Source organism: Halorubrum sp. SD41, assembly GCF_058630335.1.
The window spans coordinates 82,311-103,957 of the sequence record NZ_JBZVGZ010000001.1; the positions used below are offsets into that span (position 1 = coordinate 82,311).

21 protein-coding genes are annotated in these 21,647 nt (G+C 71.1%); 12 read left to right on the plus strand and 9 right to left on the minus strand.

Annotated elements, in window-relative coordinates; genetic code table 11:
• Window positions 1-10 precede the first annotated feature (10 nt).
• A complete protein-coding gene (locus tag AC4NMM_RS00450; RefSeq protein ID WP_096393826.1) occupies window positions 11-307 on the minus strand; it encodes a DUF7853 family protein in 297 nt (98 codons plus the stop codon).
• 222 nt (window positions 308-529) lie between these two features.
• Here AC4NMM_RS00450 and AC4NMM_RS00455 point away from each other — a divergent pair, with 222 nt between their 5' ends.
• The 5 genes from AC4NMM_RS00455 to AC4NMM_RS00475 are packed head-to-tail and all read left to right on the plus strand — an operon-like array spanning window position 530 to window position 5,759.
• A complete protein-coding gene (locus AC4NMM_RS00455; protein WP_491923260.1) occupies window positions 530-1,543 on the plus strand; it encodes a PstS family phosphate ABC transporter substrate-binding protein in 1,014 nt (337 codons plus the stop codon).
• Window positions 1,544-1,591: 48 nt separating this feature from the next.
• Window positions 1,592-2,593: a phosphate ABC transporter permease subunit PstC gene (gene pstC, locus AC4NMM_RS00460; protein ID WP_096393824.1), complete on the plus strand. Its 1,002-nt coding sequence runs from the start codon at window positions 1,592-1,594 to the stop codon at window positions 2,591-2,593.
• 1 nt (window position 2,594) lies between these two features.
• Window positions 2,595-4,217 (plus strand): phosphate ABC transporter permease PstA, encoded by a 1,623-nt coding sequence (gene pstA, locus AC4NMM_RS00465; protein ID WP_096393823.1) that lies wholly within the window; start codon window positions 2,595-2,597, stop codon window positions 4,215-4,217.
• 3 nt (window positions 4,218-4,220) lie between these two features.
• A complete protein-coding gene (gene pstB, locus AC4NMM_RS00470) occupies window positions 4,221-5,057 on the plus strand; it encodes a phosphate ABC transporter ATP-binding protein PstB (protein ID WP_096393822.1) in 837 nt (278 codons plus the stop codon).
• On the plus strand, window positions 5,058-5,759 hold the full coding sequence (locus AC4NMM_RS00475) for a phosphate signaling complex PhoU family protein (RefSeq protein WP_096393821.1): 702 nt from the start codon (window positions 5,058-5,060) through the stop codon (window positions 5,757-5,759). It begins immediately after the preceding gene.
• Between the two features lie 485 nt (window positions 5,760-6,244).
• Here AC4NMM_RS00475 and AC4NMM_RS00480 read toward each other — a convergent pair whose 3' ends face one another.
• Window positions 6,245-7,192 (minus strand): VOC family protein, encoded by a 948-nt coding sequence (locus AC4NMM_RS00480; protein WP_491923261.1) that lies wholly within the window; start codon window positions 7,190-7,192, stop codon window positions 6,245-6,247.
• A 121-nt stretch (window positions 7,193-7,313) separates the two neighbouring features.
• Here AC4NMM_RS00480 and AC4NMM_RS00485 point away from each other — a divergent pair, with 121 nt between their 5' ends.
• The 3 genes from AC4NMM_RS00485 (at window position 7,314) to AC4NMM_RS00495 (ending at window position 10,040) form a co-directional block, all read left to right on the plus strand.
• Complete coding sequence (locus AC4NMM_RS00485; RefSeq protein ID WP_004595202.1) at window positions 7,314-7,733, plus strand: cobalamin B12-binding domain-containing protein; 420 nt, start codon at window positions 7,314-7,316, stop codon at window positions 7,731-7,733.
• A complete protein-coding gene (gene meaB / locus AC4NMM_RS00490; protein WP_491923262.1) occupies window positions 7,734-8,963 on the plus strand; it encodes a methylmalonyl Co-A mutase-associated GTPase MeaB in 1,230 nt (409 codons plus the stop codon).
• Window positions 8,964-9,086: 123 nt separating this feature from the next.
• Window positions 9,087-10,040, plus strand: coding sequence for an alpha/beta fold hydrolase (locus AC4NMM_RS00495; protein WP_096393818.1), 954 nt, complete (start codon window positions 9,087-9,089; stop codon window positions 10,038-10,040).
• Window positions 10,041-10,064: 24 nt separating this feature from the next.
• Here the strand turns inward: AC4NMM_RS00495 and AC4NMM_RS00500 are convergent, their stop codons facing one another.
• Complete coding sequence (locus AC4NMM_RS00500) at window positions 10,065-10,583, minus strand: DUF4442 domain-containing protein (protein WP_096393817.1); 519 nt, start codon at window positions 10,581-10,583, stop codon at window positions 10,065-10,067.
• 665 nt (window positions 10,584-11,248) lie between these two features.
• Between AC4NMM_RS00500 and ncsA the strand changes: the two genes are divergently transcribed.
• Window positions 11,249-12,247 (plus strand): tRNA 2-thiolation protein NcsA, encoded by a 999-nt coding sequence (ncsA, locus tag AC4NMM_RS00505; protein ID WP_096393816.1) that lies wholly within the window; start codon window positions 11,249-11,251, stop codon window positions 12,245-12,247.
• A gap of 46 nt (window positions 12,248-12,293) precedes the next feature.
• Here the strand turns inward: ncsA and AC4NMM_RS00510 are convergent, their stop codons facing one another.
• From AC4NMM_RS00510 to AC4NMM_RS00525, 4 genes are all read right to left on the minus strand, one after another.
• Entirely contained in the window at window positions 12,294-13,298 is a 1,005-nt protein-coding gene (locus AC4NMM_RS00510; protein ID WP_491923263.1) for a hypothetical protein, read from the minus strand.
• The gene (locus AC4NMM_RS00515) at window positions 13,295-14,404 is read right to left on the minus strand and encodes a glycosyltransferase family 4 protein (RefSeq protein WP_491923264.1); all 1,110 of its coding nucleotides are present in this window, start codon (window positions 14,402-14,404) and stop codon (window positions 13,295-13,297) included. Before AC4NMM_RS00515 ends, AC4NMM_RS00510 begins: the two co-directional genes overlap by 4 nt.
• Window positions 14,401-14,778 carry a 6-pyruvoyl trahydropterin synthase family protein gene (locus tag AC4NMM_RS00520; protein WP_096393813.1) on the minus strand — a complete coding sequence of 126 codons (378 nt, stop codon included), beginning with the start codon at window positions 14,776-14,778 and terminating at the stop codon, window positions 14,401-14,403. Before AC4NMM_RS00520 ends, AC4NMM_RS00515 begins: the two co-directional genes overlap by 4 nt.
• A 102-nt stretch (window positions 14,779-14,880) precedes the next feature.
• A complete protein-coding gene (locus AC4NMM_RS00525; RefSeq protein ID WP_096396142.1) occupies window positions 14,881-15,756 on the minus strand; it encodes an alkaline phosphatase family protein in 876 nt (291 codons plus the stop codon).
• A 129-nt stretch (window positions 15,757-15,885) separates the two neighbouring features.
• Between AC4NMM_RS00525 and AC4NMM_RS00530 the strand changes: the two genes are divergently transcribed.
• The 3 genes from AC4NMM_RS00530 (at window position 15,886) to AC4NMM_RS00540 (ending at window position 19,184) form a co-directional block, all read left to right on the plus strand.
• Window positions 15,886-17,877, plus strand: a complete 1,992-nt coding sequence (locus AC4NMM_RS00530) for an aldo/keto reductase (protein ID WP_491923265.1) — start codon at window positions 15,886-15,888, stop codon at window positions 17,875-17,877.
• Window positions 17,878-17,946: 69 nt separating this feature from the next.
• A complete protein-coding gene (locus AC4NMM_RS00535) occupies window positions 17,947-18,333 on the plus strand; it encodes a DUF7475 family protein (RefSeq protein ID WP_096393811.1) in 387 nt (128 codons plus the stop codon).
• A gap of 80 nt (window positions 18,334-18,413) precedes the next feature.
• Complete coding sequence (locus tag AC4NMM_RS00540; protein ID WP_096393810.1) at window positions 18,414-19,184, plus strand: CDP-alcohol phosphatidyltransferase family protein; 771 nt, start codon at window positions 18,414-18,416, stop codon at window positions 19,182-19,184.
• Window positions 19,185-19,197: 13 nt separating this feature from the next.
• Here AC4NMM_RS00540 and AC4NMM_RS00545 read toward each other — a convergent pair whose 3' ends face one another.
• Both AC4NMM_RS00545 and ftsZ read right to left on the minus strand, forming a co-directional pair.
• Entirely contained in the window at window positions 19,198-20,223 is a 1,026-nt protein-coding gene (locus tag AC4NMM_RS00545; protein WP_096393809.1) for a zinc-dependent alcohol dehydrogenase, read from the minus strand.
• A gap of 187 nt (window positions 20,224-20,410) precedes the next feature.
• A complete protein-coding gene (ftsZ, locus tag AC4NMM_RS00550; protein ID WP_096393808.1) occupies window positions 20,411-21,646 on the minus strand; it encodes a cell division protein FtsZ in 1,236 nt (411 codons plus the stop codon).
• Window position 21,647 lies beyond the last annotated feature (1 nt).

The window sequence follows — 21,647 nt, forward strand, 5'->3', positions numbered from 1 at the left end:
GATCCGGGGCTTACGCGCGCCGCGACCGCGCGTCCGTCGCGTCGTCGGTGCGGCGCAGCAGCGCGCGTCCGGGGGCTCGGTCGCGGACCGGCGCGTCGCCGAGGTAGTCGACGAGCGCGTCCCGGAGCAGCGCGATGTCCTCGTCGTCGAGCGCGGCGCCGCGCTCTATCGACTCGATCGGACGGCGGTACGCGGCGTCCTCGTCGGTCGCGCTCTGCGCGGCGTCGAGCAGCGCGGCGTGAGCCACCCACGCCTCCTCCCGGGAGGTGGTCGGCGCCGGCGGCCCGTCGGTGGTGGGAGGGGTCATTCGTCCGGCTTCTCCCGGTACGGGGACTTAAAACCACGTCTCAGTTCGGGGCCGTGAGAGGGACGGACACCCCCTCGGCCCGACGGCGGCGACGACCGCGGCGCCGGCGAACGCGTGTCGCTATATAGTGTATATAGTAGCATATAGTCGTATGGGGCCGTACGCGTCGCCCCATACCCATCATAGCATACTACTTAACCGGAACTCGCCTGCCTTCAGGTGATGGCTTCCAGCCACGACGCGGACGCAACGGGGATCACGCGGCGGAAATCGCTTGCCACGCTTGCGGGCGCCGGAGCGCTCGCGCTCGCGGGCTGTACGTCCGGCGACGGTTCCGATGGCTCAGAGGAGCTCTCCGGAGACATCCGGATCTCCGGGAGCAGTACGGTGTATCCGGTCGCTCAGGAAGTGACCCGTCGGTTCGCCGAACAGAACTCGGAAATCAACTTCAACCTCACCCGGGACGGCAGCGGTGGTGGGTTCAACAACGTCTTCATCCCCGGCGACAGCGACATGAACAACGCGAGTCGGCCGATCACGGAAGACGAGCTCCAGCGGTGCCGCGACAACGGTATCGAACCGGTCGAGTTCTTCCTCGCGCAGGACGCGCTCACCGTCGTCGTCAACAACGAGGCCGACTTCATCGACTCGATCTCGCTGGAGGACCTCGCGACGATCTGGTCGCCGGACACCGCGCCCGAGCTGTGGAGCGACGTCAACTCCGACTGGCCCGACGAGCCGCTCGACCTCTACGGCCCGGCGAGCACCTCGGGGACGTACGACTACTTCATCGAGGCGGTCATCGGAGAGACCGAGGCGGATCAGCCGATCCGCGAGGACTTCGAGGGGACCGAGGAGGACGACCTGATCGCGCAGGGCGTCGCCGGGAACCAGTACGCGCTCGGCTACCTCCCCTTCGCGTACTACACGAACAACCCGGACTCGGTCAAGGCGCTCAGCCTCAGCGAGGGCGGCGACGACCCGGTCGCGCCGAGCCTCGAAGGCGCACAGAGCGGGAACTACCCGCTCGCCCGGCCGCTGTTCACCTACGGCCACATGGGCAAGATCCAGGAGAAGAATCACCTCCAAGAGTTCATCGAGTTCTACATCAATCAGGCCGGGATGGACTACGTCGCCGAGGACATCGGCTACGTCCCGGCCAGCAGCGACATGGTCGAGAGCAACCTCACCAACCTCGAAGAGGCGATCGCCGGCGAGTACGAGTTCAGCCGGTAGGGATCGAAGGGGAACGCTGATTACACACCTTCCGTTTTACCAATCTACATGAGCAAGGAATCGGAGAGCGGACTCGGGTCGCTCCAACGGAGCGGGTTCGTCGTCCGGAAAGAGCGGCTCTACGGCCGTCTGATCGCGGCGTGCGCCGTCCTGACGATACTCGTGACAGTCGGGATCATCTTGGCGCTGTCGGGACGAGCCATCTCGTTCTGGTCGCAGATATCGCCGGTCGCGTACTTCACCGGGACGAGCTGGAGCCCCGTCATCGCTCAAGACTACGGGGTGCTCCCGCTAGTGAGTGGGACCCTCATCGTCACCATCTTCTCGGCGCTCATCGCGCTGCCGGTCGGGCTGGCGGCGGCGATCTACCTCAGCGAGTACGCGAGCGACAAGGCCCGGTCGATACTGAAACCGGCCTTGGAGATCCTCGCCGGCGTGCCGACCGTGATCTACGGCTACATGGCGCTCGTGTACGTCACACCGATGATCGACGCCTTCCTTCCGTTCTCCGTACAGCTCGTCCCGGCCGGCGTTCCGGTCCTCCCGGAGTTCACGCTCGTCATGCCGTCGCTCGGGACGTTCAACGCGCTCTCCGCGAGTATCGTCGTCGGGATCATGATCATCCCGATGGTCTCGTCGATCAGCGAGGACGCGCTGAGTGCGGTCCCGGACAGCCTCCGACAGGGGGGGTACGGGCTCGGGTCGACGAAGTTCGACGTCTCGACGAAGATCGTCGTCCCGTCGGCGACCTCCGGTATCGTCGCGTCGTACGTGCTCGCGCTCTCGCGAGCCATCGGGGAGACGATGGCCGTCACGATGGCGATGGGGATGAGCCCGCAGATGCCGTACTTCCCGAACGTCCTCCGCAACCTCGCGGAGTCGAGTCAGACTATCACGGCGGCGATGGTACAGATCGCCGGCGCCGACTCGTACGGGAGCGGTCCCACGTACGAGGCGATGTTCGCGCTCGGCATCACGCTGTTCGCGATCACGCTGACGATGAACATGCTCGCAGAAGGTGTCCGGCGTCGATTCCGGGAGGAGTACTAACATGGCAACCGAAGACACTACCGGCGACCGACTCGGGCAAACCACCGCACTCCGGATCCAACAGCTGAAGGGACAGCTCTTCGAGGTCGCGCTCGTCGCGGCGACGCTCGTCGGGATCGTCTCGTTGCTCGCGTTGTTCGCGCAGATCTCGAACGACGCGTTCCAACCCGGAACCGCGTCGCCGTCGTGGTTCCTCGTCTACTTCGGCACCCTCGTGGCGCCGACGGCGGCGTTCACGCTGTACGCCCGTCGGAGACCGGCGGTGCGGGAGACGAACGCCGTGACGTTCGCCGCGGTGTTCGGTGGGCTGCTCTTGAGCTTCGTCACGTACGCCGTCGTCGACGCGCTCAGTCCCTACGACGTGTTTCTCTACGCCTACTTCGCGTCGCTCCCCCCGGTCCTCGTCGTCGCGTACGATCGGACGAAGGACGACTGGGCATACACCGGCCCGCTCGTTCCCGTGTCGATCCTCGTCGGTATCGGGCTCGCGGCGTTGGTGGACGGCCCGATCAGCGGGCCGCTCGGGATCGCCGCGGAGTGGATCATGTACTTCGGTCTCGTCACGGTCCCGGTGGCGCTCCTCGTCGCGTGGCTGACCGCCTCGCGTCGCGATCGTCGCGCCGGCGCCGTCGCGGGGGGAGCCGTCGCCGCGGGCGGGTTCGCCGTCGCGGTGGCGTCGATCGTTACCGGAGCCAACGCGTCGCTTTTCGTCGTCCTCTTCTCGGCGTTCGTCGTCCCCACGGGCTACGTCGTCGCGCGGTCGGTCCGAACGAATCCCGAGGGGCGCGTCGGCGTCGCGGGGCCGTTCGTCCCGATCGGGGGCACGCTGCTCGGCGCCGCGGTCGTCTCGCGGTTCGGGATCGAGAATCCGGACACGTTTCTCACGCCGACCCTCCTCCTGGAGTCGTGGGACGGGCTGACCGCGAGTAACGCCGGCGTCTACCCGCAGATCGTCGGATCGATAATCATCGTCGGGTTCATGGCGGTCCTCGCGTTCCCGGTCGGAATCGGCGCGGCGATCTACTTGGAGGAGTACGCGCCGGACACCGGGCTTCGCGGGCGGCTCGCGACGCTGTTAGAGGTGAACATCTCGAACCTCGCCGGCGTCCCCTCGGTCGTGTACGGGCTGCTCGGACTCGCGCTGTTCCGGCGGACCCTCGGCTTCGGAACCGGCGTCGTCGTCTCCGCGGCGGGGACGCTCGGGCTGCTCATCCTCCCCATCGTTATCGTCTCGACGCAGGAGGCGCTGCGCTCCGTTCCCGACGACCTCCGACAGGGGTCGTACGGGATGGGCGCGAGCCGATGGCAGACGCTGCGGGAGGTCGTCCTGCCCGAGGCGATTCCCGGGACCCTCACCGGGACGATCCTCGCGCTGGCGCGGGCGATCGGCGAGACGGCCCCGCTCGTCATCATCGCGGTCGCCACGACGAAGTACAGCCCGCCGAGCGGGCTGTTTTCCAGTGCGACGGCGCTCCCCCTACAGATCTTCGCCGCGTCGGCGAACGCGAAGCCGGAGTTCCGACACGGCGTCGTCCCGGCAGCGGCCGTGGTGTTGCTTATCCTGATGCTGCTAATGAACGCCACGGCAATCGTTATCCGAAACAAGTACGCACGTGAGACCTAACGAATGAGCGAATCAGACACTTCCCCGAAGATACAGACGACGATCGAAACCGGCGACGAGGAGTCGCGCAGCGCGCCTCTCTCCGCCCGAAACACCGTCATCGAGACGCGCGATCTAGACGTTTACTACGGCGAGGAACAGGCGCTAGACGGCGTTTCGATGGAAATCAACGAGCACGACGTGACCGCGCTGATCGGCCCCTCGGGCTGCGGCAAGTCGACGTTCCTCCGGTGTATCAACCGGATGAACGACATGATAGACGTCTGTCGCGTCGAGGGCGACGTGGAGTTCGACGGCAAGAACGTGTACGACGACGACGTCGACCCGGTCGCCCTGCGCCGGAAGATCGGGATCGTGTTCCAGAAGCCGAACCCGTTCCCGAAGTCGATCCGCGATAACGTCGCGTACGGCCTGAAGATTCAAGGATACGAGGGCGATGTCGACGAGCGCGTCGAGGAGTCGCTCAAGCGCGCCGCGCTGTGGGACGAGGTGGAAGACCAGCTCGACACCTCGGGGCTCGACCTGTCCGGCGGGCAACAGCAGCGGCTCTGTATCGCCCGCGCCATCGCGCCCGACCCGGAGGTCATCCTGATGGACGAGCCGACCTCCGCGCTCGACCCCGTCGCGGCCTCGAAGATCGAGGACCTGATCGACGACCTCGCGGAGGAGTACACCGTCATCATCGTCACGCACAACATGCAGCAGGCGGCCCGCATCTCCGACCGGACCGCGGTGTTCCTCACCGGTGGCCGGCTCGTCGAGTACGACGACACCACCAAGATATTCGAGGACCCCGAAGAGCAGCGCGTCGAGGACTACATCACGGGGAAGTTCGGGTAGATGCCCCGCGAGAACTACCAGGAGCGGCTCGACGAGCTCCGGGACGGCGTGGTCGCGATGGGCGAGACCGTCTGCGACCGGCTCGACGACGCGGTCGAGGCGGCGGTCTCGGGCGACGACGAGCTCGCCCGCTCGGTGATCGAGAGCGACCACGAGGTCAACGAGACGTACCTCGACTTAGAGGACGAGTGTACGGAGCTGCTCGCGCTCCAGCAGCCGGTGGCCGGCGACCTCCGGCTCGTCGCCGCCTCCTTCAAGATCATCACCGACCTCGAACGCGTCGCCGACCTCGCGACGAACCTCGCGGCGTACGGCGGCCCGGAGGGCGGCGTTCACCCCGCGGTCGACGCCCGCGCCCTCGGCGAGACGGCCCGCGAGATGGTCAGCGACGCCGTCGCGGCCTACGCGGCCAGCGACCCCGACGCCTGTCGCGAGATCGCGGCGAGCGACGACGCGTTCGACGAGCGCTGTCGGGAGGCGAGCGAGGCGGTCGTCCGCGAGCTGCTGGAGGCCGACCGCGCCCGCAACGCGGCCCGAGACGGCGCGGCGCCGACGGACGGCGAGGCGCTCGAGGCCTCCCTCGACGACGTGTCGCAGGCGCTGCTCGCGGTGCGCGACCTCGAACGGATCGCGGACCACGCGGTCAACGTCGCGGCGCGGACGCTGTACATGATCGAGAACGACGACGAGCTGATCTACTGAGCGCGGCTCGCGGTTCGCCCCGGCGCGGGCGGACCGGCTTTCGTCTCGACGCCTTCGGAAGCCTCAAGAGATCGACGGTGGACGCCTCCAAAGCCCCAGCCGCGAGGCCGCCGTACGCTCGCTGCGCGCTTCACTCGGTCGCTCACTGCGTTCGCTCCCTCGTTCCAGTGCTTACGTCGCCTACGGCGGCCTCGCGGCTGGCCCCTTTGAGTCCCGCCCCGCACAGCACTACCGGAAGACGGTCCTGCTCGCTTCGCTGCGCGGGCTGCGACTTCCGTACTCCCGCTCGCTCCCTCCGGTCGCTCGCGGGATCGCACCTCACGCCTCCCCAACCTCGTCAGTCGCCGGAGCGAAGCGGAGGCGACTGACTCCCTCGCACGCGCTGTTTCGCGGCCGCCGAGGGCGGCCGCTCACAGGCGCGCAGGGAGGCGCGACGCGCCTCTGGCAGCCGGCGGCTACGCCGCCGGCGACGCCACCGTATTTCTTTATAAGGACCGGGTTTCCGCTGCCCGGACCCGGACCTCGATGCCGTCGGCGTCCGTCACGGTGATCCCGTCCGTTCGCTCTTCGACCGCGAACTGGGCGCCGCCGTCGGCCCCGACCGCGTCGAGTCGGTCCCGGACCGCGTCAAGCGCGGCCGCGTCGGGGACGACCGCCTCGAACCACGCGAGCCCGCGCCCCGCGGCGGGGGTCGTCCGCCCCCGCCACGTGTTCGCGCCGAGGTGGTGGTGGTAGCCGCCGGCCGCGACGAACCGCACGTCCGGGCCGCTCATCCCGACCTCGAAGCCGAGGCCGTCGACGTAGACGGCCTCGAACGCCGACAGCGAGGTCACTTCGAGGTGGACGTGCCCCACGTCCGTGCCGGCGGGGGCGCGGTCGACGAGGGCGGCGGAGTCAGCGCCGCCTTCCTCACTCTCGCCGGCCGCCGCCGCGGCGACCCCCTCGACGTCGAGCGGGTCGGTCGCCATCCGGGGCGTTCCGCCGTCGTCGACGGGCCATTCCTCCCGGGGCCGGTCGCGGTATATCTCCACGCCGTTCCCCTCCGGGTCGTCGAGGTACAGCGCCTCGCTGACGAGGTGGTCGGAGGCGCCGTCGAGCCGCCACCGCTCCCGCACGCGCCCCAGCGCCTCGCCGAGCGCGGCCCGCGAGGGGACCCGGAACGCGGTGTGGAAGAGCCCGGCGTCGGTCCGGCTCCGGGCGGGGCGGTCGGCGTCGCGCTCCAAGACGAGCAGGGGCGTCTCGTCGACCCCGAGCGTCGCGCGCTCGGCGTCGCGGTCGAGGACCGCCAGTCCGACCACGTCCCGGTAGAACGCGGTCGTCTCGTCGAGGTCGGCGACCCGGAGCGCGGCGCGGCCGATCCGCGTCTCGGCCGGGAGTCGGTCGTCGCGGTCGCTCGCGGCCGTGGCGGAGTCGCCCTCGGCGTTATCGGTCATTGGGCGGAGTACGGTCGCCCGCGCGTTCAACGCGTCGGTCGCGGATCCGGTTCGGACGGGCTCGCCCGAACCTTCCCCATCGTCCGTTAGAATCAAACCCGCACGCGACCCAGAAGGGTGTATGAGCGCCGAACAGCAGGAACGGGCCGTCCGGTGTCTGGTCGCGAAGGTCGGGCTCGACGGCCACGACCGAGGGGCACACGTGATCGCGCGGGCGTTCCGCGACGCCGGCTTCGAGGTCGTCTACTCCGGGCTCCACCGGGCGCCGGAGGACATCGTCCAGGCGGCGGTCCAGGAGGACGTCGACGTCCTCGGCATCTCGATCCTCTCGGGCGCGCACAACACGCTCGTCCCGAAGGTGATCGAGGGGCTGAAGGAGTACGACGCGTTCGACGACACCCTCGTCCTCGTCGGCGGGATCATCCCGGACGAGGACGAGGACGAGCTGAAGGAGCTGGGCGTCGCCGAGGTGTTCGGTCCCGGGACGCCGATGGAGGAGACGATCGAGTTCATCCGGAACAACGTCCCGGAGCGCGCGTAGATGGCCGGGCCGGACGCACCCGCGTTCGCGGACGCGCCGTCGCTCACCGACGCGGACGCGGCGCTCGTCGAGGACCTCCTCTCGGGGAGCCACCGCGCGCTCGCCCGCGTCATCACCAAGATCGAGAACCGGACGCCGGGGTACCGGGCGATCGTCTCCGCGCTCCACGAGCACACCGGCGGCGCGGACGTGATCGGGATCACGGGCTCGCCGGGCGCCGGGAAGTCGACGCTCGTCGACAAGCTCGCGGCCGCCTACCGCGACCGCGGCGACACCGTCGGCGTGATCGCGGTCGACCCTTCCTCGCCGTACACCGGCGGGGCCGTCCTCGGCGACCGGATCCGGATGGGGTCGAACGTCGGCGACATGGACGTGTTCTTCCGGTCGATGAGCGCGCGCGGCCAGCTCGGCGGCCTCTCGACCGCGACCGCGGACGCCGTGAAGGCGCTCGACGCCTTCGGGAAGGACGTGGTCGTCTTAGAGACCGTCGGCGCCGGACAGAACGAGGTGGACGTGGTCCGCACCGCCGACACGGTCGCGGTCCTCGTCCAGCCCGGCTCCGGCGACGACGTCCAGACGCTGAAAGCCGGCATCTTAGAGATCGGCGACGTCTTCGTCGTCAACAAGGCCGACATGGACGGCGCACAGCGGACCGTCGCGGAGTTGGAGGAGATGGTTCACCGCCGGGAGGGCGGGACCACGGGCCGCGGCGCCGGCCACCACGGCGCGGCCTCGATGGCCTCGACCGGCGCGGGCGGCTCCGCGGCGGGGCACGGCGACGGCCACCACGAGGGCGGCCACCACGACGGCGATCACGCGGACGGTTCCGGGCACGGCGAGTCCGACGCGCACGCGGGCGATGCCGACGCGCACGCGGACGGTTCCGACGAGTCGTGGACGCCCGAGGTCTTGGAGACCGTCGCGAACAGCGGCGAGGGGGTCGCGGCGCTGATCGAGGCGTTCGACGCGCACGCGGCGTACCTCCGGGAGTCCGGCGAGATCGAGACGACCGAGCGGCGCCGGTACGCCGCGGAGATCCGCACGCTCGTGCGCGCGGACGTGGGAGCGCTCGCGACCGCCGAGATCGAGCGGCACGGCGGGATCGACCGGCTCGCGGAGCGGGTCCGCGACCGCGAGACGGACCCGTACGCGGTCGCGGAGGCGATCGTCGGCCCGATAGCCGACTGCGTCGACGAGGAGCGCGCCGCCGGCGACGAGCGCGACGACTGAGGGTCGGGCGCGTCGCGGACCGGCCTGCCCGTCGCGGCCGCGGGCCCAACTGGCCCGCTCGACCCGACCGACGGCGCCGCCGCGTCCCACGAGTATAAGTCGCCAGCGAACCAACAGGTTTCCATGAAGCTCAGGAACCTCCTCGGCAGTGTCGTCCTCGGCGTCGGCGCGCTCGCCGCGATCAACACCGGCCTCCGGTACGAGGGCGAGTTGGAGTCCCCGCTCGACGGCGACGACCGCACCTTCCGCTGGCGCGGGATGGACGTCGCGTACACCGAGGCGGGCGATCCGGACGACCCCGATCTCCTCTTACTCCACGGGATCAACGCCGCCGGCTCCTCCGGGGAGTGGCGCGCGGTGTTCGACGACCTGGCGGCCGACTACCACGTCGTCGCGCCCGACTTCCCGGGGTACGGCCGCTCCGACCGGCCGCCGCTCCGGTACTCCGCCGCGCTGTACGAGGACTTCGTCCGCGACTTCCTCGCCGAGTTCGACGAGCCGGCCGTCGTCGCCTCCTCGCTGTCGGCGGCGTACGCCGCCGCGGCGGTCGACGGCGGAGACACGGAGGGCGGGGTCGAGCTGAGCGGGTTCGTCGGCGTCTGCCCGACGGCGACCGCGGGGCCGAGCCCGGCGAAGGGGTGGCTGCGGGAGCTGTTCCGCGCGCCGCTGGTCGGACGGGCGCTGTTCAACGTCATCACCGCGAAGCCGTCGATCCGCTACTTCAACGCCGACCACGGCTACGACGACCCCGCGAACCCGAGCGCGGAGTGGACCGACTACGAGTGGCGCACGACCCACGTCGAGAACGCGCGGTTCGCGCCCGCCTCGTTCATCTCCGGGACGCTCAACAGCGAGGTCGACCTCGCCGCCGCGCTCGCCGACCTCGACGTCCCTCCGACGATCGTCTGGGGCCGGGAGGCGACCGTGAGCCCGCTCACGGACGGCCGCGAGCTGGCGGACGCCGCCGACGCCCGCCTCGTCGTCTTCGACCGCGCGCGGCTGCTCCCGCACGTCGAGCACCCCGACCGGTTCGTCGAGACGGTCGAAGAGGCGTTCGTCGCGGCCGCGGCGGCCTAACTTCGACGCCCGGACTCGACCCGGCTACTCGTCGCGGCGCACGTACAGCGTCTTCTCGCAGGCCGCGTGGACTTCTCCCTCGTCGTCGACGAGCGAGACGAGGTACTTCCGGTCGGTCGACTCGCCCGGCCCGAGCGCGTCGCGGATCGCCTCGGTCTCGGCGGCCGGGAGGTCGAACTCCGCGTACAACGTCTCGCGGCCGGGCTTGATGAACTCCAGCGCGGCCGACTTGTCCCAGATCGTGAACTCGTCGCCCAGCGTCCGCTGAAGCATCGTCATGTAAACCGGATCGATCGCGCCGTAGATGCTGCCGCCGAAGATCGTCCCGACCGCGTTCCGGGTGCGCCACTTGAACGGCACGCGGATCCGGACGTAGCGCCAGTCGCCCGCGATGTGGTCGACGCGCGCGCCCGTGCCCCGGTATGCCGGGAGGAGGTTGAACCCGAGCCGCCAGAGCCGGGTCCGGCGGCTCTCCGCCGGCGGGTCCTCGCGCAGGGGACGGGGTTCCGGGTCGCGGTCGACCCCGGTCGGGGAATCGCTCACGGCGATCCGGGACGGCCCGGCGACAAACCGGTGTCGGAACCGGCGACAACCGGCCGGGGGTTGTCGACGTCGAACGCTCGTTTACACTACCCTCGTGGCGCGTGCCCGTGAGCGGTCGCCCCCGGCGACCGCGAGACGGCACGCGCGAGGGAGTCGCGAACGCCCGCAGGGCGTGAGCGACGAGGCTGGGGAGGCGTGAGGTGCGGTCGCGGAGCGGGGCGGGACTCAAAGGGGCAGCCGCGAGGACGAAGCACGGCGATGCAAGGACCACAAAGAGCGAGCGAAGCGAGCGACTGAGGACCGCAGCGAGCCGCGCGAGTCCTCGCGGCTGGGGCTTTGGAGGTGTTGTCTGCCGATCTGTCAGCACTCATTTATAAGCGAGCGGCTGGGGCTTTGGAGGTGTTCGCTGCCGATCTGTCAGTAATCATTTATAAATGGACGACTGGGGATTTGGAGGCGTTTTCAGCCGATCTACCAGTGACGATTTATAGGTGATCGGCTGAGGCTTCGACCGCGTTCGCCGTCGTTCCGCCAGCGACTGTTCATTTATAAATGGCCGTCGCCTCGGGAGCGTTCGAATCGACGTCGCTTCCACCCACCTCCGGTACCTCCCTCACGTAGCCGGCCCGAAACGGGTATCCCCGCGCGACCGCAACCCGACACCGATGGAGTGCGACAAGTGCGGGAGCGATGCGATCCACCACGCCGCCTACTCCGGGGCGCACCTCTGCGGCCACCACCTCCGGGAGTCGGTCGAGAAGCGCGTGAAGCGTCGGGTCCGCGAGGACGGCCTCCTCGATCCGGACGCGACGCCCGACGACCCCGACCGCTGGGTGATCGGGCTCTCCGGCGGGAAAGACAGCGTCGCCCTGACGCGGATCTTAGACGACGTGTTCGGGAAGGACCCCCGCGTCGAGATGCTCGCCCTGACGATCCACGAGGGGATCGAGGGGTACCGCGACGCCAGCGTCGACGCCTGCGTCGAGCTGGCCGACGAGCTCTCCCTGCGCCACGAGCTGGTCTCCTACGAGGAGGAGTTCGACGTGCGCATGGACGACGTCGTCGAGGACGACCCGGAGGACATGGCCGCCTGCGCGTACTGCGGCGTGTTCCGCCGCGACCTCCTGGAGAACTACGCCGCCGAGTTCGACGCCGACAAGCTGCTCACCGGCCACAACCTCGACGACGAGGCGCAGACGGCGATGATGAACTTCCTCGAAGGCGACGTGCGGCAGGTGGCGAAACACTTCGACGCGTCGCTCGGCCCGTTCGACGAGCGCGCGGAGACCGACGCGTTCGTCCCGCGCGCCAAGCCGCTCCGCGACGTGCCCGAAAAGGAGATCGCCTTATACTGCCACGTCCGCGACCTCCCGACCCACATGGCCGAGTGCCCGCACGCCGAGGAGGCGTACCGCGGCGAGATCCAGTCGACGATCCACGAGTTAGAGGAGAACCACCCCGGCGCGCGCCACTCGATCATGGCCGGCTACGAGGAGCTCTCGGCGCTCGCGGCCGAGGCGTACCGCGGGGACGACGAGAACGACGAAGGCGGCGACGAGGGGGACGACTCCGGCCTCCGCGAGTGCGAGCGCTGCGGCTCGCAGACGAGCCGCGACGTCTGCCGGAAGTGCCGGCTGCTGGAGTCGATCGAGGCGGCGACCTGATTGGGTCGCCGTTCACGCGCCGCCGTCGACGCCACCGGGGCGCTGTTCACACGCCGCCATCACCGTCGACGCGACCGATGAGGTCGAGCTGGTGGGTGAGGTAGACGAGCGTGCCGGAATCGACCTGTCCGCGACGAATATCGTGCCACGCGTCGAGGTCGGCGGCCGAGATCGGGATCGGATCGCCCCCGTCGGCGATCACCTCGCCGACCGCGGCCTCGACGGTGTCGAGGATGTGTCGGAGGAAGAACGCCTCGTCGCTCGGATAGCCGGCCTCGCCGTCGGCCGGGCGCACGACCCAGTCGGAGCCGGCGACCCCGAGGAGGTCCGAGCCGTCCGCCTCGCGCAGCCGCGCGAGGGCGGCGCCGCCGGCGCGGCTGTTCCCGCCCGGCTTCTCGTCCATGTGCCGGTGGTACAGATCCTCTATCGCCCGGTCGTCGGGACGTGCCGGGCGGAACCGGGTCCCGCCGTCGAAGGTGATCGGGAAGTAGTAGGTCCCGCCGGGCGCCAGCGCGTCGAGCAGCGGGTCGAGCCGGTCGAGCCCGAGCACGTCCAGTAGCGCCATCCCGATCAGCGCGTCGGACTCCCCGGCCTGCGCCTCGGCGTGCGCGACCGCGTCGGCGGCGACGGGTTCGACCCTGACCGTGCGCTCATCCGTCTCGACGACGAGCGCGTCGTCGCCGCTGCCGCCATCGTCGATGGACGTCGGTGCGTCTCGTTCCGCCGCCCACTCCCGGAGGAAGGGACCCAGCCCGGCGAGCGCGTCTGGGTCGCGGTCGACCGCGACGTACCGCGTCTCCCCGGGCGGGAGCACCTCCCAGTCGATCAGCCGGGCGATCATCGTCCCGACGCCGGCGCCGACCTCCAAGACGCGCAGAGGGCTGTCGCGCGCCGCCGCGCGGTCCGCCAGCCGCTCGCAGAGGATCCCGACGAGCCGCCGGTCGAGCGCCCGGTCGTCGACGCTCCGCTTCGCCCGGAGGTAGCGCCGGAAGGCGGCGTCGTCGGCGGCGAGGGCGTCGCCGTCCGCGGGACCGCCGTCGGTCCCCGTCACGCCGACACCTCCGGTTCGGCCGCGTCGACGGCGTCGGGCGCGTCGGCGACGTCGGCGAGGAGCCGACGGACGCGGGCCGTCGTCTCCTCCCAGTCCGGGTGGCGCTCGTACCGACGCCTCGCGGCGCGACCCATCTCGACGAGCCGGTCGGGGTCGGCCGCGAACCCGTCGAGCGCGCGGGCGACGGCGGCCGGGTCGTCCGGGTCGACGAGGACGCCCGTCTCGCCGTCGGCGACCGTCTCGCTCGCGCCGCCCGCCCGCGAGGCGATCGCCGGCAGGCCGAAGCTCATCCCCTCCAGGTAGACGATCCCGAACCCCTCGTACCGGGAGGGGACGGCGAGGACGTGGCTCTCGCGGAGCGCGTCGGCCAGTTCGGCGTCCGACAGCCGGCCGGCGAAGCGCACGCGGTCGCCGAGTCCCCGCTCCCGGACCAGTCGCCGCACGTCGGCGACGTGGGACTCGTCGACCGCCCGGCCGACGACCGTGAGGTCGACGGCGGCGTCGGCGCGGGCGACCCCCTCGACGAGCGTGTCGAGCCCCTTCCGCGGCTCGACGTTGCCGACGAACGCGACTCGGAGGGGCTCGGGGTCGGAACCGTCGAGCGACGCGGCCCGCGCCGCGATCGCGTCGTCGTCGATCGCGGGGTCGAACCGGTCGCCGGCGGGCGGCGCGACGACGGTCGATTCGGGATCGACGCCGAGGGCGGCGACGGCGTCGCGGGTCGCCGCGCTGTTGCAGACGACGCCGTCGACGGTCGCGAGGTAGCGGCGTTCGACGACGCGGTACAGCGGCGAGAGCCGACGCGGCTCGCTCGCGCGCAGGTGGTGGACGACGCTCACGACCGGGTACGGCAGGTCGCGGTTGGCGCGGAGGAGTGAGGGGTGCGCGAGCTCGTCCTGTAACATTACGTCGACGTCGACGCGGAGGCGGTCGCGGATCCCCGGGAGCGCGTTGTCCAGCAGCCCGCGCGGGTACGCCCGCCACGGGAGCTCGACGATCTCGACCGCGTCGCCGGCGGCTCGGAGCCCCTCGACAAGCTTCCGGTCGTAGCGGAACCCGCCCGACCGCTCGTCGAGACTGCCGTACAGCGCGAGCCCGACCCTCATACCGGCGCGTCGTAGGCCGCGGCGGCCGCGTCGTCCTCCCAGACCGTCACGGCCAGCTCGGTCACGGTCTCGTCGGTCACCGCGTCGGTCACTCGCTCGAATATCACCCGGGCGAAGCGCTCGACGCTGGGATTTCTCCCCTCGAACTCGGGGAGGTCGTTGAGCAGCTCGTCGCGGTAGCGGTCCGCGAGCTCGGCCAGCGCCGCGTCGGCGTCGTCGATGTCGACGAGGTAGTCGTGCTCGTTCAGCTCGGGGCCGCGGAAGGTCAGCTCCACCTCGAAGTGGTGGGAGTGCGGGACGCTCTCCGGCCCCTCGTCGACGACCGTGAGGTAGTGCTGGGCCACGAAGTCCGTCAGCACCGTCGTCGCGTACATGAACAGATCCACGGGCGCGAGCAACCTAAAGCCGGAGGGCGGCGGAAGGACGCTCGCCGCGCCGGGGTATTTATACCGAGAGGCGAGCGGCGACGAGGCCGTTTATAAGTAGCCGAGCGCGCGCAGCCGGTCCCGGTCCGTCTCGCCCTCGCCGCCGTGGACTCGCGACACCGGCAGCGGCTCGGGCGGCGTCAGGGTCGGCTCACGCCCGCCCTCGTCCGCGCCGTCGACCGTCGCCCACGGGACGGCGAGCAGCGCGGGGACGGGCGCGTGCATCGGGTGGCCGTACAGCCCCCACTCGCCGAAGCAATTGCCGTGGTCGGCGGTGACCGCGATCCGCCCGTCGACGTTCGCCGCGAGGGACTCGACCTCGCCGAGGACGTGTCGGAGGTTCGCCTCGTACGCCGCCCAGACGCGCTCGACCGAGACCTCGCCGCGCCGGAGCAGCACCCACGGGTTCCCCGCGTTGCTGTGGCTCCCGGTCCGCGCCAGCCCGTCGTCGCCGTCGAGGGGGTCGGGGACGAACGGGTGGTGCGGCTGCATGTAGTGGACGACGAGCCGGTCTGGGTCGCGCTCCCGAGCGAGCGCGATCGCCCGGTCGGTCACGGCCGCGGCGGGCACGGTTCCCGCCCCCTCGTCCCACGCGTACTTCCACACCTCGTCGAGCGCGGCGAACGCGTCGGCGTCGAGGTAGCGGTCGGTCCACGTGTTCCCGGTGACCATCGCGGTCCGCGCCGTCTCGGAGTGGTTAACGAAGGTGTTCTCCAACCACTCCGAGGAGGAGCTCCCGACCGATCGAACCGTCTCGACCTCGCCGAGGAACTCGAAGTCGGGCGCGACCGAGCGCAGCAGGTCGGCCCGACAGGCGTCGAGGACGACGAGGACGTCCCACTCGCGGTCGAAGGCGTTCGTCCCGTAGTCGAGCCGCCGACCGATCGCCTGTAACCCCCGCAGGTAGGCGGTCCCGAGGCGGCCCATGCCCGGCTCCGTCACGACCGTGAGTTGTCGCGAGGCGACTAAACCGCTCCGGGGGGAGCGCCACCGTCGCCCTCGTCGACGCCCCGCCGCCGTCGAGACACCTATACGTCTCGCCGCCTCGGTACGACCGTGAACTGCCTGCTCGTCGGCGCGGGGGCGATCGCGCCGGAGTACGCCGCCGGCCTGCCCGAGAGCTCGCTGTCGCTGGCCGGCGTCGTCGACCTCGACGCCGACCGCGCCGCCGCCCTCGCCGCGGACCGCGGCTGCCCGTCGTTCGCCGACCTGGAGACCGCGCTGGAGCGCGTCGACGCGCCGCTTGTCGTGAACCTGACGAGCCACGCGGCCCACGCGGCGGTGACGCGGACCGCGCTCGAAGCGGGCCGCCACGTCTACTCGCAGAAGCCGCTCGCGCTCGACGCCGACGAGGCGCGGTCGCTGGTGGCGCTCGCCCGCGACCGCGGGCTCGCCCTCGGCTGCGCGCCCGGGACGCCGCGAGCGCCCTCGCAGCGCCGCGCGGGCCGACTCCTCGCCGACGGGCGGCTCGGCCCGGTGGGGCTGGGGTACGCCCACGCCCACGTCGGCCGCGTCACCGACTGGCACGACCGGCCCGACTCCTTCCTCGAGATCGGGCCGCTGTACGACGGGGCGGTGTACCCCCTCGCGCTGCTGGTGGCGTGGTTCGGGCCGGTCGAGCGCGTCCGCGTCGCCGACGCCCTCGACGTCTGGCCCGCCCGGGAGGAGCGGCGGCCGTCGACGCCGAGCCACGTCGAGGCGACGCTCGCGTTCGCGGCGGGGCCGACCGTCAGGCTCACGGCCAGCTTCTACGCCCCCCACCGGAGCCGGGAGTTCTACGGGCTGGAGCTCCACGGCGACGACGGCTCGCTGTACCTGAAGGGGACCGGCGCGATGGACGACGACCGCGACGGCGTCCGGTTCGGCCGCGTCGGCCGGGAGTACGTGAGCGCGCCGCCAGATTCGCCAACCGAACCGTACGAGTACGTCGACGCCGTGGAGCGCCTCGCCGCGTCGGTCGAGGCCGGGTCGCCGTCGCGGGCGGGGGGACGACGGGGCGCCCACGTCGTCGCCGTCTGCAACGCGATCGAGGCGGCAGCCGAGGGGGACGGCCCGGTCGCGGTCGACGACTGCGGCGCGACCGCCGACCCGCCGCCGGCGCCGGCGGTGCGGCCGGCGGCGTCGGGTGAGGGCGCCGCGACCGCCGGTGACGAGACGGGTGCCGCCGCGATCCGACTCCCCGCCGTCGGCTTCGGCTGCTCGCGCTACCGCGACGGGGAGTACGTCGAGCGCGCCGACTCGATCGCGACCGCGCTCGACGCCGGCTACCGCCTCCTCGACTCGGCCGAGCTGTACGGCAACGAACACCGGATCGGGGAGCTGCTCGCCGCGCCGGGCGCGCCCGACCGCGAGCGCGTGTTCCTCCTCGGGAAGGCGTGGCGCACGAACCACCGCCGCGAGCACCTGCTCGCCGCCTGCGCGGGCAGCCGCGAGGAGCTGGGGATCGACGCGTTCGACTGCTACGCGCTCCACTGGCCCTCGGCGCTCGAACACCGGGGCGAGCTTCGCCGCCTCGCCGAGAGGCCGGTCGAGCGGCAGGAGGCGCTCACCTTCCCCGAGGACGCGGACGGCGAGCCAGCGACCGACGACGTGTCGCTCGCGACCGCGTGGGAGAACCTGGAGGCCGTTCACGACAGGGGGTGGGCGCGGACGCTCGGGGTCTGTAACGTCTCGCGGGCGCAGTTGGAGACGGTGCTGGAGGCGGGGACGGTCGATCCGGCGCTCGTACAGGTGGAGCGGCACCCCTACCGCCCCCGGAACGATCTGATCGACTTCTGCCGCGAGCGCGGGATCCGGGTGGTCGCGCACTCGCCGCTGTCGGCGCCCGGCCTCCTCGACGAGCCCGCCCTGAACGCGATCGGGGCGGATCGGGGACTCTCGCCCGCCGAGGTCGTGATCGCGTGGAACGCCTCGCAGGGGGTCGTCCCGATCCCGTCGAGTACCACCGAGTCGCACGTCGTCTCGAACCTGGCGGCCGGGAGCGAGCGGCTGGCCGCCGACGAGATCGCGCGCGTCGACGCCCTTCGGGACCCCGACTTCGAGCGGTGACGGTCGGCGGCGATCGGACACCGGGGTCTGGGGCGGTATTTCTATGTGAGTGAAGCCCGTGCGTGTGGTATGGCAACGACCGAAGCGCGGCAGTCCGCGGTCGACATCGGCTCGTTGAACGGCCTCCACTGGGTGGGCATCGCCGCCGCCCTCGTCTCCGCCGCCGTCCACCTCCTCCTCGGCGTCAGGATGTTCCCCTCGCCGATGGGGATCAGCTTCGTGCTGGCCGGGCTGGGGTTCGTCGGGGGCGTCGTCCTCCTCGCGATCGACTACCGGCGTCGCACGGTGTACGCCGTCGGGATCGCCTTCACGCTCGTCCAGATCGTCCTGTGGTACGTCATCAACTTCGCCGGGGGAGCGAAGTCGTTCCCGGCCGACGTCGGGACGCTCGGCGCCGTCGACAAGGTCGCACAGGTCGCGTTGATCGCCGTACTGGTCCTCCTACTGCGCCGGTAGCCGTGTCGACTCGGAAGCGCCGACCGCGGCGCGGGCGCGCAGCCGGGGTCGCGGGTACCGCCGCCGGAGGTGACAAGTAGATGGCCGGCGCACGCCGGCGGCGCTCCCTCCGCGTCGGGGTCGGCGTCGGGCTCCCGCTCTTCGCCGCGGTCGCGCTCGCGGCGCTCCTCTTTCGGCTGTATCCGATGGACGCGACCGGCCGGTGGGGGCTCTCTCCCGCCGTCGTCGCGGGCGGCTGCTGGGCCGGCCAGCTCTGGTACGTCGGCTACCGGCTCGACCCGGAGCGGTTGGCCGGAGGGTTCTGGCGGCGGCTGCTCGGGCTGGCGAACGCGGTCACGCTCGTCCGGGGTGCGCTGTACGCCGTCGTCGCCGGGTTCGCGGTCGTCCCGTCGGGAACGACGCTCGCGTGGGTGCCGGCGCTGTGTTACGGGACCGGCGTCGCCCTCGACAGGCTCGACGGGGTCCTCGCCCGGACTGTGGGCCGGGAGACCGAGATCGGCCGCCGGCTCGACATGGCGTTCGACACCTTCGGGTTCGTCGCCGCGCCGCTGGTGGCGGTCCTGTGGGGACTGCTGCCGGTCTGGTACCTCTCGATCTCCGCCGCGCGGTACGTCTTCCGCGGTGCCGTGTGGCTGCGCCACGTCCGCGGGCTCCCCGTCGGCGACCTCCCCGACAGCGACCTCGGGAAGTACCTCGCGGGCGTCCAGATGGTGTTCGTGACGGTCGCGCTCGTCCCGCCGGTCCCGACGGGGCTCGTGTGGACCGTCGCGCCCGTCGTCCTCCTCCCGTCGCTCGCGGTGTTTACGCGCGACTACCTCGCCGTCAGCGGGCGCCTCCCCGACCGCGGGTGACCGCGACGGCCGTTCACTCGTACTCTAAGATTACCTGTACCGTCTCGTCGGTCGCCGAGTCGAGCAGCTCGTACGCCTCCGCCGCGCGCTCGAACGGGATCCGATGGGTGATCAGCTCGTCGGCGGGGATCCGGCCGAGCCGTTCGAGCGCCGCGTCCATGCGTCGGTCGCGGTCCCAGCGCCCCCGGAGCTCGGGGCTTATCGTCGACACCTGACTGGAGACGATGTCGATGCGGTCCCGGTGGAACCGCCCGCCGAGCCCGATCGGCTCGCGTTTGGTGCCGTACCACGACCCGACGACGATCCGCGCGTCGTAGCCGACGACGCCGAGCGCGTCGTCGAGCGCGCTCGGCTGGCCGGAGAGCTCGACCGCGAGGTCCGCGTCGTCGAGCGCGGCGCCCGAACCGCCGAGGCCCGCGTCGGCGGGATCGTCGAGAGCCGTCGGCGTCGTCGTCCGGTCGGCGCCGAACGACGCCGCGAGGGCCCGACGACGCTCGATGGGGTCGACCACGACGAGCGACTCCAGCGGGAACGCGGCCAGCAGCCGGGTGACGCAGAGCCCGATCACGCCGGCGCCGAACACCACGACCCGTTCTCCGAGCCGAGGGGCCGCGTCGAGGACGATGTTCGTCGCGGTCTCGACCGAGGGGAGGAGCGACCCGACGGCCGGCTCCGTCCCCGGCGGGAGCGCGACCACCGAGTCGGGGGTGGTCCGGAAGCTCGTCTGGTGAGGGACGAACGAGAACACCGACCGACCGACCCAGTCGGGGTCCACGTCCGCGCCGACCTCGCTGACGACCCCGCTCGCGGCGTACCCGTACTGGAGGGGGTACGAGAGGTCGCCGTCGAGCGCGTCGAGCGTCTCGTCGGCCGGGAAGTCTCCCGGGGTCTGGTCGCGGTACACGAGCAGTTCCGTCCCGGCGCTTATCGCCGACGCCCGGGTGTCGACGAGCAGTTCGTCGGCGTCCGGCGGGCCGACGGACGTCTCCCGCACCTCGACGGTCTCCGGACCCGTGAAGTAGAGCGCCGCGTCGGTCATCGTGTCGTCGCGAATCTGGCCCGTCCGCGGACGGGGGCGGAGCGACGTCGCGCCCCCCGGATCGGCTGGTGACGTGACACGTAGCTCTACACGGATCGTGTGATGTTAAGTCCTCGCGCCGTGCGCGGGGCGGAAGGGTATCGACGGAAAACTGAATCGGAACCGAACCGCAGCGGTCGCGAGGCGCTCAGCGGATGACGTCGAGCCCGTTGTTCTTCTCGATCGGGTCGCTGCCGCCGTCGGACTCCCAGCCGCGGTCGGTGCCGCCGGAGACCGCCGGCTCGCCTCTCTCGCCCGCGGCGCCCGCGCTCTCGTTCGCCTCGGCCGCCCGCGAGCGCGAGTCGCCGAGGTCGTCGGCGTCGACCGCGGCGCGGGACTTGTCGGCCTGCTTCTGGGTGGAGGGGCCGAGCACCTGCGCGCTCTGGACGCCCGTCATGATCGCCATGACGCGGACCTTCCCCTTGTACTCCTCCTGGATGCGGGCGCCCCAGATCACGTTGGCGCTCGCCTCCAGCCGCTCGGTGATGTTGTTCGCGATCCCCTCGGCCTCCTTCAGCGTGAGGTCCGGGCCGCCCGTGATGTGGACGAGCCCGCCCGAGGCGCCGCGGTAGTCGACGTCGAGCAGCGGGTGGTTCATCGCGTCGTTGACCACCTCTTGGGTCTTGTTCTTGTCCTGCGTCTCGCCGACGAGCATGACCGCGACGCCGCCCTGGTTCATGATCGTCGACATGTCCGCGTAGTCGAGGTTGATGAGGCTCGGCTGGGTGATCGTCTCCGAGATCCCCTTCACCGTCTCCGCGATGATCTGGTCCATCACGGAGAACGCCTTCCCGATCGGCAGGTTCGGGACGTAGTCGAGCAGCCGGTTGTTGTCTAAGACGATAATCGAGTCGGCCTCGTTGCGGAGGTCTTCGAGGCCCTCCTCGGCTTTCACCGTGCGGGCGCGCTCGACGTTGAACGGCGTCGAGACCATCCCGACGACGATGGCGCCCTGATCTTTGGCGATCTTCGAGACGACCGGCGCCGCGCCGGTGCCCGTGCCGCCGCCCATCCCGGCGGTGACGAAGACGAGGTCGGCGTCGCCGAGCACCTCCTTGATCGTGCCCTGGGCCATCTCGGTGGCGCGCTCGCCCATCTTGGGATCGCCGCCGGCGCCGAGCCCCTGCGTGAGCGACTTGCCCACGAGGATCTTGGTGTCGGCCTCGATCATCTTGAGGTGCTGTTTGTCCGTGTTGATGGCGATGGTGTCGGCGCCGTCGACGCCGATGTTGTAGAGCCGGTTGACCGTGTTGTTCCCGGCGCCGCCGGCACCGACGATGACGATCCGGGGGTCCCCGAACTCGTCGTCGCCCATGTCGACGTCGTCCATGTCGCGCTTCTCCGCCTCCGCGTTGTCGAGGGCGTCCTGAACGAGATCTTGCATC

Excerpts from the sequence above, each read along its gene's own strand:
- AC4NMM_RS00515 (WP_491923264.1), bottom strand. The coding sequence starts at position 14,404 with ATGAGGGTCGGGCTCGCGCTGTACGGCAGTCTCGACGAGCGGTCGGGC.
- AC4NMM_RS00485 (WP_004595202.1), top strand. The coding sequence starts at position 7,314 with ATGAGCGCCGAACAGCAGGAACGGGCCGTCCGGTGTCTGGTCGCGAAG.
- AC4NMM_RS00450 (WP_096393826.1), bottom strand. The coding sequence starts at position 307 with ATGACCCCTCCCACCACCGACGGGCCGCCGGCGCCGACCACCTCCCGG.
- AC4NMM_RS00545 (WP_096393809.1), bottom strand. The coding sequence starts at position 20,223 with ATGACCGACGCGGCGCTCTACTTCACGGGTCCGGAGACCGTCGAGGTG.
- AC4NMM_RS00495 (WP_096393818.1), top strand. The coding sequence starts at position 9,087 with ATGAAGCTCAGGAACCTCCTCGGCAGTGTCGTCCTCGGCGTCGGCGCG.
- ftsZ (WP_096393808.1), bottom strand. The coding sequence starts at position 21,646 with ATGCAAGATCTCGTTCAGGACGCCCTCGACAACGCGGAGGCGGAGAAG.
- AC4NMM_RS00475 (WP_096393821.1), top strand. The coding sequence starts at position 5,058 with ATGCCCCGCGAGAACTACCAGGAGCGGCTCGACGAGCTCCGGGACGGC.
- AC4NMM_RS00455 (WP_491923260.1), top strand. The coding sequence starts at position 530 with ATGGCTTCCAGCCACGACGCGGACGCAACGGGGATCACGCGGCGGAAA.
- AC4NMM_RS00540 (WP_096393810.1), top strand. The coding sequence starts at position 18,414 with ATGGCCGGCGCACGCCGGCGGCGCTCCCTCCGCGTCGGGGTCGGCGTC.
- pstA (WP_096393823.1), top strand. The coding sequence starts at position 2,595 with ATGGCAACCGAAGACACTACCGGCGACCGACTCGGGCAAACCACCGCA.
- AC4NMM_RS00525 (WP_096396142.1), bottom strand. The coding sequence starts at position 15,756 with ATGGGCCGCCTCGGGACCGCCTACCTGCGGGGGTTACAGGCGATCGGT.
- meaB (WP_491923262.1), top strand. The coding sequence starts at position 7,734 with ATGGCCGGGCCGGACGCACCCGCGTTCGCGGACGCGCCGTCGCTCACC.
- pstB (WP_096393822.1), top strand. The coding sequence starts at position 4,221 with ATGAGCGAATCAGACACTTCCCCGAAGATACAGACGACGATCGAAACC.
- AC4NMM_RS00480 (WP_491923261.1), bottom strand. The coding sequence starts at position 7,192 with ATGACCGATAACGCCGAGGGCGACTCCGCCACGGCCGCGAGCGACCGC.
- AC4NMM_RS00535 (WP_096393811.1), top strand. The coding sequence starts at position 17,947 with ATGGCAACGACCGAAGCGCGGCAGTCCGCGGTCGACATCGGCTCGTTG.
- AC4NMM_RS00520 (WP_096393813.1), bottom strand. The coding sequence starts at position 14,778 with ATGTACGCGACGACGGTGCTGACGGACTTCGTGGCCCAGCACTACCTC.
- pstC (WP_096393824.1), top strand. The coding sequence starts at position 1,592 with ATGAGCAAGGAATCGGAGAGCGGACTCGGGTCGCTCCAACGGAGCGGG.
- ncsA (WP_096393816.1), top strand. The coding sequence starts at position 11,249 with ATGGAGTGCGACAAGTGCGGGAGCGATGCGATCCACCACGCCGCCTAC.